The sequence below is a fragment of the Microbacterium sp. A8/3-1 genome, from assembly GCF_040267695.1.
GTDB lineage: Bacteria > Actinomycetota > Actinomycetes > Actinomycetales > Microbacteriaceae > Microbacterium > Microbacterium luteolum.
Genome location: NZ_CP158357.1, coordinates 93,311 through 109,946, shown reverse-complemented (window position 1 = coordinate 109,946; position 16,636 = coordinate 93,311). Strand labels below are relative to the sequence as shown.

General features: G+C 68.7%; 16 protein-coding genes. 6 read left to right on the top strand and 10 right to left on the bottom strand.

Features of this window, described 5'->3' with window-relative positions:
* The first annotated feature begins 102 nt into the window (after positions 1-102).
* The 4 genes from ABS642_RS00475 to ABS642_RS00460 are packed head-to-tail and all read left to right on the top strand — an operon-like array spanning position 103 to position 4,072.
* Positions 103-1,395 (top strand): NAD(P)/FAD-dependent oxidoreductase, encoded by a 1,293-nt coding sequence (locus ABS642_RS00475; protein ID WP_350351835.1) that lies wholly within the window; start codon positions 103-105, stop codon positions 1,393-1,395.
* Positions 1,392-2,345, top strand: coding sequence for a bile acid:sodium symporter family protein (locus tag ABS642_RS00470; protein WP_350351834.1), 954 nt, complete (start codon positions 1,392-1,394; stop codon positions 2,343-2,345). The genes ABS642_RS00475 and ABS642_RS00470 overlap by 4 nt, the downstream gene beginning before the upstream one ends.
* Positions 2,342-3,316 carry an SDR family oxidoreductase gene (locus ABS642_RS00465; protein ID WP_350351833.1) on the top strand — a complete coding sequence of 325 codons (975 nt, stop codon included), beginning with the start codon at positions 2,342-2,344 and terminating at the stop codon, positions 3,314-3,316. Before ABS642_RS00470 ends, ABS642_RS00465 begins: the two co-directional genes overlap by 4 nt.
* Positions 3,317-3,325: 9 nt before the next feature.
* Entirely contained in the window at positions 3,326-4,072 is a 747-nt protein-coding gene (locus tag ABS642_RS00460; RefSeq protein ID WP_350351832.1) for an alpha/beta hydrolase, read from the top strand.
* Positions 4,073-4,079: 7 nt separating this feature from the next.
* Here the strand turns inward: ABS642_RS00460 and ABS642_RS00455 are convergent, their stop codons facing one another.
* The 10 genes from ABS642_RS00455 to ABS642_RS00410 all read right to left on the bottom strand — a co-directional run bounded on the left by ABS642_RS00455 (position 4,080) and on the right by ABS642_RS00410 (position 15,578).
* Positions 4,080-4,943, bottom strand: a complete 864-nt coding sequence (locus ABS642_RS00455) for a PfkB family carbohydrate kinase (RefSeq protein ID WP_350351831.1) — start codon at positions 4,941-4,943, stop codon at positions 4,080-4,082.
* Positions 4,944-4,970: 27 nt separating this feature from the next.
* The gene (locus ABS642_RS00450; RefSeq protein ID WP_350351830.1) at positions 4,971-6,098 is read right to left on the bottom strand and encodes a polysaccharide deacetylase family protein; all 1,128 of its coding nucleotides are present in this window, start codon (positions 6,096-6,098) and stop codon (positions 4,971-4,973) included.
* Position 6,099: 1 nt separating this feature from the next.
* On the bottom strand, positions 6,100-7,215 hold the full coding sequence (locus ABS642_RS00445) for an adenosine deaminase (protein WP_282216620.1): 1,116 nt from the start codon (positions 7,213-7,215) through the stop codon (positions 6,100-6,102).
* 49 nt (positions 7,216-7,264) lie between these two features.
* Complete coding sequence (locus tag ABS642_RS00440; RefSeq protein ID WP_350351829.1) at positions 7,265-8,557, bottom strand: thymidine phosphorylase; 1,293 nt, start codon at positions 8,555-8,557, stop codon at positions 7,265-7,267.
* A complete protein-coding gene (locus ABS642_RS00435) occupies positions 8,554-8,952 on the bottom strand; it encodes a cytidine deaminase (protein WP_046012982.1) in 399 nt (132 codons plus the stop codon). Before ABS642_RS00435 ends, ABS642_RS00440 begins: the two co-directional genes overlap by 4 nt.
* A gap of 27 nt (positions 8,953-8,979) precedes the next feature.
* The gene (locus ABS642_RS00430) at positions 8,980-10,266 is read right to left on the bottom strand and encodes an ABC transporter permease (RefSeq protein ID WP_282216618.1); all 1,287 of its coding nucleotides are present in this window, start codon (positions 10,264-10,266) and stop codon (positions 8,980-8,982) included.
* Positions 10,263-11,582: an ABC transporter permease gene (locus ABS642_RS00425; RefSeq protein WP_282216617.1), complete on the bottom strand. Its 1,320-nt coding sequence runs from the start codon at positions 11,580-11,582 to the stop codon at positions 10,263-10,265. The genes ABS642_RS00430 and ABS642_RS00425 overlap by 4 nt, the downstream gene beginning before the upstream one ends.
* On the bottom strand, positions 11,579-13,093 hold the full coding sequence (locus ABS642_RS00420; protein WP_350351828.1) for an ABC transporter ATP-binding protein: 1,515 nt from the start codon (positions 13,091-13,093) through the stop codon (positions 11,579-11,581). Before ABS642_RS00420 ends, ABS642_RS00425 begins: the two co-directional genes overlap by 4 nt.
* A 108-nt stretch (positions 13,094-13,201) precedes the next feature.
* Positions 13,202-14,314 (bottom strand): BMP family ABC transporter substrate-binding protein, encoded by a 1,113-nt coding sequence (locus tag ABS642_RS00415; RefSeq protein WP_282216615.1) that lies wholly within the window; start codon positions 14,312-14,314, stop codon positions 13,202-13,204.
* A 148-nt stretch (positions 14,315-14,462) separates the two neighbouring features.
* The gene (locus tag ABS642_RS00410; protein WP_350351827.1) at positions 14,463-15,578 is read right to left on the bottom strand and encodes a mannose-1-phosphate guanylyltransferase; all 1,116 of its coding nucleotides are present in this window, start codon (positions 15,576-15,578) and stop codon (positions 14,463-14,465) included.
* A gap of 258 nt (positions 15,579-15,836) precedes the next feature.
* Between ABS642_RS00410 and sdhC the strand changes: the two genes are divergently transcribed.
* Positions 15,837-16,184, top strand: a complete 348-nt coding sequence (sdhC, locus tag ABS642_RS00405) for a succinate dehydrogenase, cytochrome b556 subunit (RefSeq protein ID WP_350351826.1) — start codon at positions 15,837-15,839, stop codon at positions 16,182-16,184.
* Positions 16,184-16,630 carry a succinate dehydrogenase hydrophobic membrane anchor subunit gene (locus ABS642_RS00400; RefSeq protein ID WP_350351825.1) on the top strand — a complete coding sequence of 149 codons (447 nt, stop codon included), beginning with the start codon at positions 16,184-16,186 and terminating at the stop codon, positions 16,628-16,630. The genes sdhC and ABS642_RS00400 overlap by 1 nt, the downstream gene beginning before the upstream one ends.
* The last annotated feature ends 6 nt before the right edge of the window (positions 16,631-16,636 follow it).

Genomic DNA, 16,636 nt, shown 5'->3' with positions numbered 1-16,636 from the left:
AGCGCCCCCGCCCACCCGATACGATCGGGGGCGGGGGCGCTTTCCCGAGCGCCGCCCATTCGAGCATCGCCTTTTCGAGCACAGTGACGTGCGGGGAGTAGCATGAACAGATACGCCGTGATCGGCGCGGGCCCGTCGGGGCTGGCCACGGCTCGCGCGCTGCAGAACCGCGGCATCGCGGTCGACGGGTACGAGGCGTCCCACGGCGTCGGCGGCCTCTGGGACATCACCAATCCACGCAGCACGATGTACGAGTCGGCGCACCTGATCTCGTCGCGCACGACGACCGAGTTCACGGAGTTCCCGATGCGCTCCCGCGTCGACTATCCCGGCCACCGGGTGATGCGGGACTACTTCCGGGACTACGCGGAGCACTTCGACCTCGCCGGCCTGTTCCGGTTCGAGTCGAGGGTCACGCGTCTCGAACCGCGCGACGGCGGATGGGATCTCACAAGCAACGGGCCCGACGGGGCGCAGACGCGATGGTACGCCGGCGTCGTGCTCGCGAACGGGACGCTCGCGGAGCCGAACATCCCGGACTTCCCCGGATCCTTCGCGGGCGAGTTGCTGCACACCAGCGCCTACAAGTCGGCGGGGCAGCTCACCGGCAAGCGGGTGCTCCTGATCGGCGCGGGCAACTCCGGCTGCGACATCGCGGTCGATGCCGTGCACCACGCGGCATCCGTCGACATGAGCGTGCGGCGCGGGTACTACTTTGTCCCCCGTTACCTGTTCGGCCGGCCCAGCGACACGCTCAACCAGGGGCGTCCGCTTCCCGCGAGGATCAAGCAGGCGGTCGACAGCCGCGTCCTGCGGGCCTTCACGGGCGATCCGGTCCGCTTCGGCTTCCCGAAGCCCCGCTACCGCATCTACGAGTCGCACCCCATCGTGAACACCATGATCCTCAATCATCTGGGTCAGGGTGACCTGCGGATCCGGGCCGACGTCGAGCGATTCGACGGAAGCACCGTGCACTTCCGCGACGGCAGCGCCGACGACTACGACCTCGTGCTCCTGGCGACCGGATACACGCTCGACTACCCCTTCGTGGACCGGGAGCACCTCCACTGGCAGGGCGCATCGCCACGCCTCTTCCTCAACCTGTTCCCCGCGTCGTTCAACGGGCTGTACGTGATGGGCATGATCGAGGCGTCGGGCATCGGCTGGCAGGGCCGCTACGAACAGGCCGACCTCCTCGCCGCCTATCTCGACGCGGTCGAGCGCGATCCGGCACGTGCGGCACGCTTCCGTGACCGTGTCACCGCGGCGCCCTGGCCGGACCTGACCGGCGGATACCACTACCTCGGACTCGACCGGATGGCGTACTACGTGAACAAGGACGCCTACCGCGGCGCCGTCCGTCGCGAGAAGAGCGCCCTGGAGGCATCGGCGTGAACGTCGACGACGTCGTCCTCTCGTTCACACCAGGAACCCTGACCATCCTCAACGTGGTGCTCGGGCTGATCATGTTCGGGATCGCCCTCGACACCGCTCCGAGCGACTTCCGCGTCGTGGCGAAGCATCCGAAGCCCTTCGTCATCGCCCTCCTCGCCCAGTTGCTCCTGCTGCCGATCGCCACGTTCCTGCTGACGCTGGTGCTCCCGGTCCCGCCGTCGATGGCGCTCGGCATGCTGCTCGTGGCGTGCTGCCCGCCCGGCAACATCTCCCAGGTGCTCACGCACCGGTCCGGCGGCAACGTCGCGCTGTCGGTGTCGCTGACCGCGGTGGGCAACCTCCTGTACATCGTCGCGATGCCCCTGAGCATCACGTTCTGGGGGTCGCTGCATCCGACCGCGCGCACGCTGCTGCGCGACGTCGCCCTCGACCCGTGGCGGATGCTGCTGGAGATCCTGCTCATCGTCGGCCTCCCCTTCGCGCTCGGCCTCCTGCTGCGAGCGAAGGCCCCCGGCCTGTCCGCCCGCGTGCAGCCGTTCGTGAAGTGGTTCAGCCTCATCGCCCTGCTCGGCTTCATCGTCGCAGCGCTCGTCGGCAACTGGGCGGTCTTCGTCCAGGTCCTCGGCGTGATCCTCCTGGTGGTCGCCGTGCACGACGCCGTGGCGCTGGCTCTCGGATACGGCACGGCGGTCGTCGGCGGCCTCGGCACCCGCGAACGGAAGGCGATGACGTTCGAGGTCGGCATCCGCAACGCGGGTCTCGGCCTCGGCCTGGTCTTCCTGTTCTTCGACGGGCTCGGCGGCATGGCCATCGTCGCCGGCTGGTGGGGCATCTGGGACATCATCGCCGGCCTGGTCCTCGCGGGGCTCTGGGCGCGGCACACGAAGAGGCGCACCGGCTCGGCGACCGGCGATGCCAGCGGGCGCACCGTGACCGAGGCTGCGCCATGACGCGCGTGCTGATCACCGGGGGCGGCGGGTTCCTCGGATCCCACGTCGCACACGCACTGGCCGCCAGAGACGACGTCGAGCTCGTCGTCTCCGCGGATCTGCGCACCGGCGTCGTGCGACCCGGCATCCTGGACGTCGTGCTCGACGTGCAGGACGCCGATGCGATCGCTCCCCTGTTTCGGGAGTACCGCATCGACACCGTCGTGCACCTCGCCGCGATCGTCAACCCGGGGCGGGACGTCGACCGGGAGTACCGCGTCGACGTCGAAGGATCGGCGAACGTCCTCGCGGCGTGCGTCGCTACGGGAGTGCGACGGATCGTGGTCTCCAGCTCCGGCGCCGCCTACGGCTACCACGCGGACAACCCGGAATGGATCGACGAGGACCAGCCGCTCCGCGGCAACGACGCCTTCCCGTACTCGCGGCACAAGCGCCTCGTCGAGGAGATGCTCGCCGAGCATCGCACGACCCACCCCGAGCTGGAACAGGTCGTGTTCCGCATCGGCACGATCCTGGGGCCCTCCGTGCGCAATCAGATCACCGCACTGTGGGACGGCCGCCGCATCCTCCGCATCGCCGGCTCCGACTCCCCCTTCGTGTTCATCTGGGTGGACGATGTCGCGGACGCCATGGTGCGGGCCGCGACCGCCGGTCCGGCCGGAGTCTTCAACGTCGCGGGCGACGGGCGGATGACGGTGCCCGAGATCGCGGCGCGGCTGGGCAGACGCCAGTTCGTGCTCCCCGCCTGGGCGCTCGCCTCTGCGCTACGGATCGGACGGATGCTGCGCCTCACCGATCATGGTCCGGAGAAGGTGCCGTTCCTGCGGTTCCGGCCCGTCCTGGCGAACAGGCGGCTCAAGGAGGAGTTCGGCTTCGTCCCGACGCGCACCACTCGCGAGGCATTCGAGGAGTACCTCGCCACCCACCCGTCGGTCGGCGCCGCTGCCGGAAGGCGTCCTGCGGCGGAGTAGCGTTGACCTGTGCAGAGGAAACGGGGTCGTCGCGTCCTGAAGTGGGTGCTCTGGAGCCTCGCGATCGTGCTGGTGCTCGGTGTCGGCGGGATCGTCGCCTGGAGCCAGATCGGCGTCATGCCCGCCGAACCGGGACCGCTGGCCGGTGTCCGCGACAACGCCGCCATCACGGTGGAGGACGCCGAGCAGGGGATCGTCCTCGCTCCGGCCGACGGCGAGTCCGAACTCGGTCTGGTCTTCATCCCGGGCGCGAAGGTCGACCCCTGGGCATATGCCGCGATCCTGCAGGGGCTCGCGGAGGACGGCGTCACGGTGGTGATCACCCGCCCCTGGTTGAACCTCGCCTTCTTCGATCCGCGCGGGCTCGACTCCTTCACGTCGGCCGCGCCGGGCGTCGATGTCTGGGGTGTGGGCGGGCACTCCCTCGGCGGCGTGCGCGCCTGTCAGCTGGCGGCCGATGCGGATGCGCTCGTGCTCTTCGGATCGTACTGCGCGACGGATCTCTCCGCGAGCGAGCTGCCGGTGCTCAGTCTCGCCGGCAGCGATGACGGGCTCTCCACTCCGGAGAAGATCGATGCCGCGCGAGATCAGCTTCCCGCCGATGCGGAGATGGTCGAGATCGAGGGCGCATCGCACGCCTCCTTCGGCGACTACGGTCCGCAGGCCGGCGACGGCACGCCCACGATCTCGATGGACGACATGCACGCCGAGGTCACGGAGCGCGCGGGCGCCTTCCTCGGAGAACTCGTCCGCTGATCCGCGCTCACGGGGAGAGCGGTCGCACGGCGTCCAGAAGCGGATGCAGATGCCGCGTGCGCAGCACGACGGACGCCGATGCCGCTCCCGCAGCGAGAGCGTCGGCGACACCGGCCCCCGAGAGCCGGGCGTCGAGGACGCCGGCGAAGAAGGCGTCCCCCGCACCGTTCGTATCGGTGACCTCGACGGGGACCGCCGCCACTCGGTGCTCGGTGCCGTCCTCGTCGATCGCCAGGGCGCCGTCCGCCCCGAGCGTGCAGACGGCGAGGCGGGATCCGGCGGCGATGCATCGGCGGAGGAACGCCACCGGGTCGTCGAGCCGATCGGCGTTGCAGAAGACCGCATCCGCCGCGGCCAGGAACGGCCGGTGGAACTCGGCCTCCCCGTCGTAGTCGTGCACGTCGACCCAGATCGGCGTACCGACCGCGCGCGCCAGAGGCAGCAGCCGCTCGGACTCCGCTCCGAGATCGAGCACGACCACGTCGGCGGCCGTCATCGCAGCCCGCACGGCGTCGTCGAGGGCGCCCGCCGTCGCCCGCGGGGCGGCGAGGTACAGCGAGACCCGTTCACCCCCGCGGGTCATCAGGTTGAGGTGCCGCTCCGTCACTCCGTCCGCCCACCGCACGTTCACCCCGGCGGCGCGCAGTGCATCGCGGAGCCTGTCGCCCTGCTCGTCGTCGCCCGCCTGCGCGTAGAGCGTCGTCGCACGCCCGAGCGCCGTGAGGCTGAGCGCCTTTCCGGCGCTCGTCCCGCCGACCGTCTCCCACGTCTCCTCCGCGAACTGCATGTGCGGGACGGGCTCCGGGAGCCGGTCGAGGACGACGAGGGTGTTCCACGAGGCGGGGCCGACGATGAGCACGGAAGCAGGCATGCGACCATCCTGCCGGGACATCGGGCGTCAGCCGATGCGCTTGATCAGCGCGTCCAGCCCCATCCCGTAGTCGATGCGCACGACGGGAAGCGCGAGCTTGTCGGTGCCGATCGTGACATAGCCCGGCTCGATCGTCCGCGCCATCTCATAGCCGGCCTGCAGGACGCCCTGCTTGGCCGTGTCGTTGTAGTGCCCGAACGGGTAGGCGATGACCTCGCGGACGCCGAGGATGTCACCGGACATGTTGAGGTCCGCGGCGATCTCGTCGGGCGTCCAGTTGACGATGCGACCTTGGCCGTTGGCCCCGGCCTGGTGCATGTCGTGCGTGTGCGAACGCCTCAGGACGTAGATGGACGGCGGCGGGTCCGAGCGGTACGCCGTGATCATGAACGAGGTCGTGAGCAGCTCGTACTTCTCCACGAGCGGCACCGCGAGGTCGAACCAGGTCTGATCCGCATCGTCGTCCGTGATGATCACCGAACGGGCGGGAAGGTACAGACGCCCGTCGATGAAAGCACTCAGCTCGTCCCACGTCGGCAGGTAGAAGCCCGTCGTGGCGATGTGGTTCATCTGGGCGTCGAAGTCGCCGATGTACGCGTAGTTCCCCCGCAGCCACCCGGACTCGCCGTCGGGGTTCGTCGTGAACTGGTGGTACATCAGGATCGAGACCTGCGTGTTGGCGGCGACGTTCTCCTCCGGCGTCGTCCAGGCGCCGTGGAGCTCGATCTGCTGGTCGGTGCACGTCACCGGATCGGCGCCGTTGACACGGGCCTCGGGGGTGAGAGCCGCGGCGTCGTCCGGCGTCGCGTACCAGCCGGCGAAGACCCGTCCATCCGACGCTGGGATCGGCAGCGCCACGTAGAGGCCGTTCTGCCACTGCAGCATGGGATCCTGCATGATGCCGTCACCGGCGAAGGACACCGCGCAGGCCAGCGGATTGTCGGCGTCGGCGAGGATCTGCTCGGCGGCCGAGAGCGGTTCGGGCTCGGGCTCCGGCGTGGGAAGGTCCGACGCCGTCGTCGTCGGCTTCTTCTCCGCGTCGGGCGTCCCGTTGGTCCAGACGAAGGCGGCGACGGCTCCCCCGCCCAAGAGGACGACGGCGGCGCCCACGATCACGGCGAGAACGCTCGCCCGACGTCGAGTGGTGCGAGACATCTCAGTCGTTGAATCCTTCGGCGATCATCTCGACGAGCTCTTCGCGCTCTTCGACCGGCAGGAAGGCGGCTGCGGCCGCGTTGAACTGGAAGGTCTCGAGGTCGTCGAGGTCGTACTCGAATGCCTCGACGAGCAGGGCGAGCTCGCGGGTGAGAGACGTGGCGCTCATCGTGCGGTTGTCCACGTTGACCGTGACCGCGAAGCCGAGCTGGTAGAGCAGGTCGAACGGGTGGTCGGCCAGCGTGGTGCCCCATGCGGCGATGGCCCCGGTCTGCAGGTTCGACGACGGGGAGAGCTCCAGCGGGATCTCGCGATCGCGCACCCAGCGGGCCAGCTCCCCGAACTGCACCTGCACCTCGTCGCCCTCCTGGGTGACGACCTGGAGGTCTTCCGCGATGCGCACGCCGTGGCCGAGGCGCAGAGCGCGACCGTCGAGCAGTGCCGAGCGGATCGATGCGGGTCCGGCGGCCTCACCGGCGTGCACGGTCACCGGGAAGAAGTTCTCGGCGAGGTAGTCGAAGGCCTTGCGGTGGTTCGACGGCGGGAAGCCGTCCTCGGGCCCGGCGATGTCGAAGCCGACGGCACCGCGTCCACGGAAGTCCACCGCGAGCTCGGCGATCTCCAGAGAGCGATCCGTATGGCGCATCGCGGTGATCAGCTGGCCGACGCGGATGCTGCGACCGTCGCGGTCCGCGGCGTCCTCGCCCTCCTCGATGCCCTGCTGCACGGCCTCGACGGTCTGCTCCAGCGTGAGGCCGCGGCTCAGATGCTGCTCCGGAGCCCAGCGCACCTCGCCGTAGATCACGCCGTCCGCCGCCAGGTCCTGGACGAACTCGCGCGCGACCCGCGTGAGTCCCTCCTGCGTCTGCATCACGGCGGTGGTGAGGTCGAAGGTCTTCAGATACTCCACGAGCGAGCCGGAGTCGCTCTGCTTCGCGAACCAACTGCCGAGCGCGGCGGGTTCCGCCTCCGGCACCTCGAGGCCGATCTCGTCCGCCAGCTCGATGATCGTGGCCGGTCGCAGGGCGCCGTCCAGGTGGTCGTGCAGCGACACCTTGGGCAGGCTGCGGAGGGAGATCCCCTGGATGGTGACGTCGCCGTTCGCATCGATCGACATGGTGATCCTCTCGGTGGCGGAAGTGCTGAGTTCAGGTTAGCGGTCGCCGTCAGGCGGTGATGCGCTCGCGCACGATGGGACCGGCGGCCGGCGCCTTGTCCCCGATCGCCCACGAGCCCTCGAGCGCCTCGATCGCCCGCGGGAACCGCGCCTCGTCCGCCGCGGACAGCGTGAACAGCGGCTGCCCGGCGTCGACACGATCGCCCGGCTTGACGTGCAGGTCGATGCCCGCCTCGAAGACCACGGGGTCCTCGGCACGGGCGCGCCCCGCACCCAGACGCCAGGCGGCGATGCCGAACGGCAGCGCGTCCATGCGGGTCACGACGCCGTCGGTCGGAGCCGTGACGACGTGCGTCTCGCGTGCGGTCGGCAGCTCGGCATCCGGATCGCCGCCCTGGGCGCGGATCATCGCCTTCCAGCTGTCCATCGCACGGCCGTCGTCGAGGGCGGCCTCCACGTCGGCATCCGGCTTCCCGGCGAGGGAGAGCATCTCCTGCGCGAGCGCGATGGTCAGCTCACGGACGTCGGAGGGGCCGCCGCCGGCGAGGATCTCCACGGATTCGCGCACCTCGTTGGCGTTGCCGATCGCGAACCCCAGCGGGACGTTCATGTCGGTCAGCAGCGCGGTCGTCGCGACACCGGAATCGGTGCCGAGCGCGACCATCGTGCGGGCCAGCTCCCGGGCGCGATCGATGTCCTGTATGAAGGCGCCGGAGCCGAACTTGACGTCGAGGACGAGGGCGTCCGTGCCCTCGGCGATCTTCTTCGACATGATGCTCGACGCGATCAGCGGGATGGCCTCGACCGTTCCCGTCACGTCGCGCAGAGCGTAGAGCTTCTTGTCGGCGGGTGCGAGGCCCGACCCCGCCGCACAGATGACCGCTCCCACGTCGCCCTGCATCTGCGCGAACATCTCCTCGTTGCTGAGCGCCGCGCGCCAGCCGGGGATGGACTCGAGCTTGTCGAGCGTGCCGCCGGTGTGACCGAGGCCGCGACCGCTCAGCTGCGGCACCGCCACGCCGAACGACGCCACCAGCGGCGCGAGCGGAAGGGTGATCTTGTCACCGACGCCGCCCGTGGAGTGCTTGTCGACGGTCTTCTTGCCGAGCGAGGCGAAGCTCATCCGCTCCCCCGACGCGATCATCGCATCGGTCAGCACACGGATCTCGTCGCGCTCCATACCGCGCTGGAAGATCGCCATCGCGAACGAGGCCATCTGCGCGTCGGAGACGTAGCCGCGGGTGTAGGCGTCGACCATCCACCGAAGCGCCTTCTCGGGCACGGCGCCGCCGTCCCGCTTGGCGCGGATGACATCCACTGCATCGTAGGGCTCGACGGTCATCGTGCATCCTCCAGGTCTCGGGGCCCGAACGCGTCGGGCAGCACCTCGTCGATCGTGCGGATGCCGGAGACGGTCTCCAACAGCATCCCGGGCATGGCGTGCTCGAAGAGCAGCTGGCGGCAGCGACCGCACGGCATGATCGTCTGCCCGTCGTTGTTGACGCACACGAACGCGACCAGCTGGCCGCCGCCCGACATGTGCAGGTCGCCGACGAGCGCGCATTCGGCGCACAGCGTCACGCCGTAGGAGGCGTTCTCGACGTTGCAGCCGGCGACGATGCGTCCGTCGCCGACGAGCGCCGCTGCGCCGACGCGATACCGCGAGTACGGCGCGTACGCCTTCGTCATGGCATCGGTCGCGACCTGACGGAGCTCGTCCCAGTCGATGTCAGTCATTGTGGAGCTTCCTTCTTCGGGACACGGCTAGGACTTGATGTACGGCTTGCCGTCTGCCGCGGGTGCCTTGATCTGTCCCGCGAATCCGGCGACCGCGAGCAGCGTCACCAGGTACGGGAGCATCAGCATGAACTCGCCGGGAATCGGCGTCTTCAGGATCGAGAGCAGGTTCTGCAGGTTCGTCGCGAAGCCGAACAGCAGCGCGGCGAGCGTCGCACGGATCGGGTCCCAGCGACCGAAGATCACGGCGGCGAGGGCGATGAAGCCGAGACCCGCCGTCATGTCCTTGCCGAACTGCGGCACCGAGACGAGCGTGAAGTACGCACCGCCCATGCCCGCGATCGCACCGGCCAGCAGCACGTTCCAGAACCGGGTCGGGTTGACCTTGATGCCCACGGTGTCGGCGGCCTGCGGGTGCTCGCCGACGGCGCGCAGGCGCAGACCCCAGCGGGTGCGGTACAGGCCCCAGGCCACGACGGCGACGGTGACGAACATCAGATACCCGATGAACGTCTGGTTGAAGAGCACGGGGCCGATGATCGGGATGTCGCTCAGCACGGGGATCTCGATGCGCGGGAAGCGCACCGGGGTGTTCAGCGTCGCCTCGTTCGGAGCGAGCAGCGCCCCGTAGAGGAAGCCGGTGAGACCGGTGACGAGCACGTTGAGCACGACGCCGACGATGACCTGCTCGACGAGGTACTTGATCGCGAACGCGGCGAGCACGCTGGCCACCAGGACGCCGCCGATCATCGCTCCGACCAGCCCGACGAACGGGTTGCCGGTGATGCTGGAGAGGAGCGCAGCCGAGAAGGCGCCGAGCAGCAGCTGTCCTTCGATGGCGACGTTCACCACGCCGGCGCGTTCGCCGATGACGCCGCCCAGGGCGCCGAACACGAGCGGCACCGACAGCGACACCGCGCCGAAGAGCAGGCTCGTGACCGGGACGAGTCCGCCGGCGGATGCCCAGACGAGGAACGCGAAGACGGCGAGCGTGCTGAACGCGACGACCAGCCACAGCGAGGGCTTGCGATACGTCCATGCGCGGAGGAATGCTCCGACCGTCAGGACGACGAGGATGCCGAACACGACCCAGAAGGTCGAGGCCGTCGGAAGGGCGACGTCGGGCAGCGCGAGCGCCGACGACTTGTCGGAGAGTCGGAAGGTGCTGGTGCCGTCGCGCGGAACGAACACGAAGAGGATCGCGAGGAGCGCAGCGGCGACGGCCAGCACGATCGGCGCCTTGAGGTGCCGCTGCTTCACGGTCGCGAGCTGCACCGTGCCGTCGGCTGCCTCGGTGTGCACGAGAGACATCATGCCGTCACCGCCTTCTTCGCGGCCTTGGCTCGGAGCCGGGCCGCCTTCTCGATGTCGGTCTTGGGCAGGAAGAACACGGCGCGCAGCAGCGGCGGCGCGGCGATGAAGAGCACGACCAGGGACTGCACGACCAGCACGATGTCGACCGGGATGTCCTGCGCCTGCATCGAGAACGATCCCGCCTTGAGCGCGCCGAACAGGATGCCGGCGGCGAAGGTGCCCCAGGCGCGGCTGCGTCCGAGGAGCGCGACGGTGATCGCATCGAAGCCGATGCCGGCGTCGATCGTCTCGGTGACACCGGTCGTGACCGCACCCTGGATCTGGTTCATGCCCGCGAGGCCCGCGAGGCCTCCGGCGAACAGCATCGCGTAGACGTAGACCCGCTGCACGCTGATGCCCGCCGCACGCGCCGCGTGCGGGTTCTCGCCGACGGCGCGCATCCGCATGCCGAGCGACGATCGCTCGATGAGCCACCAGACGAACAGCGTCGCCACGACCACGACCACGAATCCGAAATCGAGAAGGGGGAACTGCGGCCCGAGCAGCGTCGGGAACTGCGCGCTCTCCGGCGTGGCCGACCCCAGTGCCTGGTTCGTGCCCGGCTTCTGCAGGAGGCCCGGTGTGCGGATCATCCAGAGCAGCAGGTAGTACGCGATGTAGTTGAGCATGATCGTGAGGATCACCTCGTGCGCACCGGTGCGTGCCTTGATGAGGCCGGCGATGGCACCCCAGAGCGCGCCGCCTGCGATACCGGCGATCAGCGTCACGGGGATGTGCAGCCAGAGCGGCAGGTCGAGCGAGAAGGTCAGCAGAGCGGCGACCGCGACGCCGATGAGCATCTGGCCGCGTGCACCGATGTTGAACAGTCCCACACGGAACGCGAGTGCGACACCGAGGCCCGCGGCGATCAATGGCGCGGCGAAACCGAGGGTGTTGGTGAGCGGACGGATCTGCGCCGCGAAATCAGCGCCGCGCGCGTTGAAGATCGCACCGCGGAACAGCGCCTCGTACCCGTTGTACACCGCGTTCCAGGCGGCGGCGATCGTGTCGCCGGGCTTCGCGAAGAAGTAGCCGGAGGCCTCCTGCACGTCTTCGTTGGTGGAGGCGATGAGGATGCCGCCGACGATGAGCGCCAGGACGATCGCGAGGACCGTCGTGACGGCGCTGCCGCGCAGCATCTCCTTGAGGATGACGTTGCCGCGGGGCGGCGGCGGCACATCGGAGGAATCGCGGGGAACCGTGCCGGTCGGCGTGCCGAGCTGCTCCGGGGGGATGCCCTTGGTCACGTCTCCCGCGCCGGGCGTCGATCCGCTCACGCCGCCACCTCTCCTTCAGCCGCTCCGGCCATCATGAGTCCGAGTGTCTCTCTGGGGGTGTCGCCGGGCACGATGCCGACGATCGCTCCGCGGTACATGACCGCGATCCGGTCGGCGAGGGCGGCGACCTCGTCGAGCTCGGTGGAGACGACGATCACCGGGACGCCCGAATCGCGCGTCTCGATGATCTGCTTGTGGATGAACTCGATCGAGCCGACGTCGACGCCGCGGGTCGGCTGTGCGGCGACCAGCAGCCGCAGTTCACGGCTCATCTCGCGCGCGATGACGACCTTCTGCTGGTTGCCGCCCGAGAGCGTGCCGGCCGGAGTGTCCGGCCCCTGCGTGCGGATGTCGTACTCGCGGATGCGCTCCTTGGCGAAGGCGTCGAGCACACCCCGCAGGATGGTTCCGCCGCGGCTGAAGGTGCGGTCGTCTGTGCGGTCGAGGATCAGGTTCTCCGCGACGGAGAAACCGGCGACCAATCCGTCTTCGGTCCGGTCCTCGGGGACGAAGCCCACGCCGGCGTCGAGGATCGCGCGCACGCTCTTGCCGACGAGTTCCGTCCCGTCGAGCGTGATGCTCCCCTCCACACGAGCGGCGAGGCCGACGATGGCCTCCACCAGCTCGGTCTGGCCGTTCCCCTGCACGCCCGCGATCGCGAGGACCTCACCCGGGCGCACCGCGAAGTCGATGCCGTCGACGACGATCGCGCCGGCAGGTGTGAGCACCCGCAGACCCGAGATCTCGAGTCCTCCGTCGCCGAGACGGGGCGCGTCCTTGTGCACCGTGAGCTCGACGGCGCGTCCGACCATGAGCGAAGCGAGCTCGGCGTTCGTCGCCGAGGGCGAGGCCTCGCCGACCACGCGTCCGAGACGGACGATCGTGATCTTGTCGGCGACTTCGCGCACCTCGCGGAGCTTGTGGGTGATGAAGACGATCGCCGTGCCCTCGTCGCGGAGCTGGCGCATGATGCCCATGAGCTCGTCCGTCTCCTGCGGGGTCAGCACGGCCGTCGGCTCGTCGAAGACGAGCACCTTGGCATCGCGGGAAAGGGCCTTGATGATCTCGACGCGCTGCTGGACGCCGACCGGGAGGTCGCCGACGAGCGCGTCGGGGTCGATGTCGAAGCCGAACCGCGCTGCCACCGATCGCACGTGCTCTCGCGCCTTCGCGATGTCGAGCGTGCCGAGGGCCTTGGTCTGTTCGTGGCCGAGCATCACATTCTCCGCCACCGTGAAGACGGGCACGAGCATGAAGTGCTGGTGCACCATGCCGATCCCGGCCGCCATCGCGTCACCGGGGCCGCGGAAGCGCTGCACGACGTCGTCGAGGAGGATCTCGCCCTCGTCGGCCTGATAGAGGCCGTACAGGACGTTCATCAGCGTGGACTTGCCTGCGCCGTTCTCACCGAGCAGCGCGTGGATCTGCCCCGGTTCGACCACCAGATCGATGTGGTCGTTGGCGACGAGAGTACCGAATCGCTTGGTGATGCCGCGAAGTTCGAGCTTCATATCTGCACCTTATCCAGAAGAGTCGTCCAGAAGGATCTTCGTCCGATCACAGTGCGGGGCGAGTGGCATCCTGCACACCACTCGCCCCGCACTTGGACCGGCTGCGACTTACGGGGAGTTCTTCGACTCCACCTTGATGTCACCGGAGATGATCTGCTCCTGGAGCGCCGCGATCTCGTCGAGGAGCCCGTCCGGGAGCTCGGCCTCGAAGTCGCCGAAGCCGGAGAGCTTGACGCCTTCGTTCTCGAGCGTTCCGACGTACGGAGCCGGGTCGAAGTCGCCGGCGGCGGCAGCGGTGGTCGCGTCCTTCACGGCGACGTTGATCGCCTTCATGATCGAGAACATCGTGACGCCCGCGACGCTCGGGTCGGCAACCGCGAGGTCGCTGTCGACACCGATCATCAGCGTGTCCTTGCCGCTGTCGGCGATCGCCGCCGCAGCGCTCTGGTAGACCGGGCCACCGACGGGAAGGATGACGTCGACACCCTGGTCGAGCACGCCCTGAGCGGTCTGCTTGGCGGTGTCGTTCGCGTCGAAGCCGCCCGTGAAGGAGCCCTCCTGCGTGGCGACGTCCCAGCCGAACACCTGGACGGCGGCCGACTTGTCCTCGTTGTACTTGTCGACGCCGAGCGAGAAACCGTCCATGAACACGGCGACGGACGGGATCTGCATTCCGCCGAAGGTGCCGACCTTGTTCACGCCGCTCTGCGCGGACCAGCCGGCCGCGGCGTATCCGCCGAGGTAGGCGGCCTGAGCCGTGTCGAAGACGAGCGGCTTGATGTTCGGAGCATCGGTGGTGCCGTCGAAGTCGGTGTCGGCGTAGTCATCGATGATCGCGTAGTCGATCTCGGGGTTCGCGAGCGCCGACTCGACCGTCGCGGCGGCCAGCTTGAAGCCGACGGCGACGATGAGCGAGCAGCCCTCGGAGACCGCGGTCTCGAGGTTCGGCGCGTAGTCGTTGTCGTTCGCCGACTCGAACTCGAGCGGCTTGACGTCGAGCTCCTCCGCGGCGGCGTCCATGCCTTCCTTCGCCGACTGGTTGAACGACTTGTCGTTCCAGCCGCCCGCGTCGGAGACGAGGCAGGGGAGGAAGTCGGAGTCCGCAGCGCCCTCCGAACCGCCGGCGTCATCGGTCGGGGCCTGGCCGCAGCCGGCAAGTGCGAAGATGACGCCCGCGGCGATTGTCGCGCCGAGCAGCTTCTTGGTGGTGGAGATGGTCAACTGATGCCTCCCTCAACGAAACCGCGGCCATCGCGGATCGATCAAAGTTACCTACTGTTTCAACTTTTGTACGCGCTCGCCCCGCACGTGCTGGCGAAAGGTTACAAAGCTGAAACCAACCCAGCCGATGAGCATCCGACGGCGCTCATCAGAGCACGTCGCCCTGCCCGTTCAGCTTGAGGGACTCCACGACGCCCTTGACGCGCTGCGCGTGCTGCACGGTCGTGACCAGCAGGGCGTCAGGGGTGTCCACCACGACGATGTCCTGCACGCCCACCAGGCTGATGACGCGGGAGGTCTGACTGACGAGGATGCCGCTCGCGGCATCCGAGAGCACGCGTGCGTTGGGGCCGAGAACGGCCAGGTCGTTCTTTCGCCCGTTCGTGATGAGCTTGGTGAGCGAGGCGAAGTCGCCGACGTCGTCCCAGTCGAAGTGTCCTGGCACGACGGCCAGTCGGCCGCGCCGGGCTGCCGGCTCCGCGACCGCGTAGTCGATCGCGATCTTCTTCAGGCGCGGCCAGATCCGGTCGACCGCAGGTCCGCGGCGATCGCGGTCGTCCCATGCCTCGGCGAGCTCGAGCAGTCCGGCGTGCAGCTCGGGCTCGTTGGCGGCGAGCTCCTCCAGCAGCACGCTCGCCTTGGCGATGAACATGCCGGCGTTCCAGAGATAGCCGCGATCGGCGAGATAGGCCTTCGCCGTCTCCAGGTCCGGCTTCTCGACGAAGCTCTCCACGAGGGCGGCCTCGCGGGCACGCTCGACGACGAGCTCCGGGCCCTTCTTGATGTAGCCGAATCCGATCGCCGGCTCCGTGGGCGCGATCCCGATCGTGCAGATGTACCCCTCGCGGGCGACCTCGACGGCGTCGCGGACGGCGAACTCGAACACGCGCGTGCCGCGGATCACGTGGTCGGCACTGAACGATCCGATGATCACGTCGGGGTCGCGGCGGTGCAGGATCGCGGCGGCCAGTCCGATCGCGGCGGCCGACTCGCGCGGCTCGGACTCGAGGAACACGTTGAGATCGGCGATGCCGGGGAGCTCCGCCTCGACAGCGGCACGGTGCGCGCGACCGGTGACGACCGCGATCCGGTCAGGGCCCGTGAGGGGCACCAGCCGATCCCACGTGTCGCGCAGCAGCGAGTGCCCGGAACCCGTGAGGTCGTGGAGGAACTTGGGGGCGTCGGCGCGCGAGAGCGGCCACAGCCTGCTGCCGATGCCGCCGGCGGGGATCACCGCGTAGAAGTCCTGGATGGGTTGGGTCACCCTGCCAGGGTATCCCCGGGTGTCCGCGCTCTGAACATCTCGACGTCGAGATAACTTAGGCTCCCCTTCGTCGCTCCCCCTCCGCAGACGGGAATAGGATGGACAGCGATCGGGCGTGCCTGACACTTGCGCAGCACGCGACCGAGTCACATCGATCCAGGGAGGACGACCGTGTCCACAAGCGCTCGCTTGACACCGTCGATTTCGGAAACCACTTCCAAGACCCCCCGCGGCACCCTCTACCGGGGTCGCGAAGGCATGTGGTCGTGGGTGCTTCATCGCATCACCGGAGTCGCCATCTTCTTCTTCCTGTTGGTGCACGTGCTCGACACGGCGCTGATCAGGGTGTCGCCGGAGGCGTACAACGCCGTCATCGGCACATACAAGAACCCGATCATGGCGCTCGGCGAGGTCGTGCTGGTCGCCGGCATCGTGTTCCACGCGATGAACGGCCTCCGCATCATCGCCATCGACTTCTGGTCGAAGGGCGCCAAGTACCAGCGCCAGCTGTTCTGGGGCGTGCTCGCGGTCTGGGTCGTCATCATGGCCGGCTTCGTGCCGCGCCACCTGATGCTCGCCTTCGCCGGGTTCGGAGGGGGGCACTGATGTCCGCGCAGACCGTCGTCGCTCCCGCCCGCCGTCAGCGCGGATTCAACCTCGAGAAGTGGGGCTGGCTCTTCATGCGCCTCTCGGGCGTCGTGCTCGTGGTGCTGATCTTCGGCCACCTCTTCATCAACCTCATGGTCGGCGAGGGCATCCACGCCCTGGACTTCGCCTTCATCGCCGGCAAGTTCGCCACGCCGTTCTGGCAGTGGTGGGACGTGCTGATGCTGTGGCTCGCACTGATCCACGGCGGCAACGGCATGCGCACCATCGTGAACGACTACGTGACCACCGAGAAGGCTCGCAAGGCTCTCGTCTGGGCGATCGGCCTGGCCGCCGGCCTCCTCATCATCCTCGGCACGCTCGTCGTGTTCACGTTCGACCCGTGCCTGGGCGTCACAGAGGACAGCACCCTCTGGACCGAATGCGCCGCGCTGGTCGGGAACTGAAGAAGA

Excerpts from the sequence above, each read along its gene's own strand:
- ABS642_RS00420 (WP_350351828.1), bottom strand. The coding sequence starts at position 13,093 with ATGAAGCTCGAACTTCGCGGCATCACCAAGCGATTCGGTACTCTCGTC.
- ABS642_RS00465 (WP_350351833.1), top strand. The coding sequence starts at position 2,342 with ATGACGCGCGTGCTGATCACCGGGGGCGGCGGGTTCCTCGGATCCCAC.
- ABS642_RS00450 (WP_350351830.1), bottom strand. The coding sequence starts at position 6,098 with ATGTCTCGCACCACTCGACGTCGGGCGAGCGTTCTCGCCGTGATCGTG.
- ABS642_RS00440 (WP_350351829.1), bottom strand. The coding sequence starts at position 8,557 with ATGACCGTCGAGCCCTACGATGCAGTGGATGTCATCCGCGCCAAGCGG.
- ABS642_RS00475 (WP_350351835.1), top strand. The coding sequence starts at position 103 with ATGAACAGATACGCCGTGATCGGCGCGGGCCCGTCGGGGCTGGCCACG.
- sdhC (WP_350351826.1), top strand. The coding sequence starts at position 15,837 with ATGTGGTCGTGGGTGCTTCATCGCATCACCGGAGTCGCCATCTTCTTC.
- ABS642_RS00400 (WP_350351825.1), top strand. The coding sequence starts at position 16,184 with ATGTCCGCGCAGACCGTCGTCGCTCCCGCCCGCCGTCAGCGCGGATTC.
- ABS642_RS00445 (WP_282216620.1), bottom strand. The coding sequence starts at position 7,215 with ATGTCGATCGATGCGAACGGCGACGTCACCATCCAGGGGATCTCCCTC.
- ABS642_RS00435 (WP_046012982.1), bottom strand. The coding sequence starts at position 8,952 with ATGACTGACATCGACTGGGACGAGCTCCGTCAGGTCGCGACCGATGCC.
- ABS642_RS00455 (WP_350351831.1), bottom strand. The coding sequence starts at position 4,943 with ATGCCTGCTTCCGTGCTCATCGTCGGCCCCGCCTCGTGGAACACCCTC.
- ABS642_RS00430 (WP_282216618.1), bottom strand. The coding sequence starts at position 10,266 with ATGATGTCTCTCGTGCACACCGAGGCAGCCGACGGCACGGTGCAGCTC.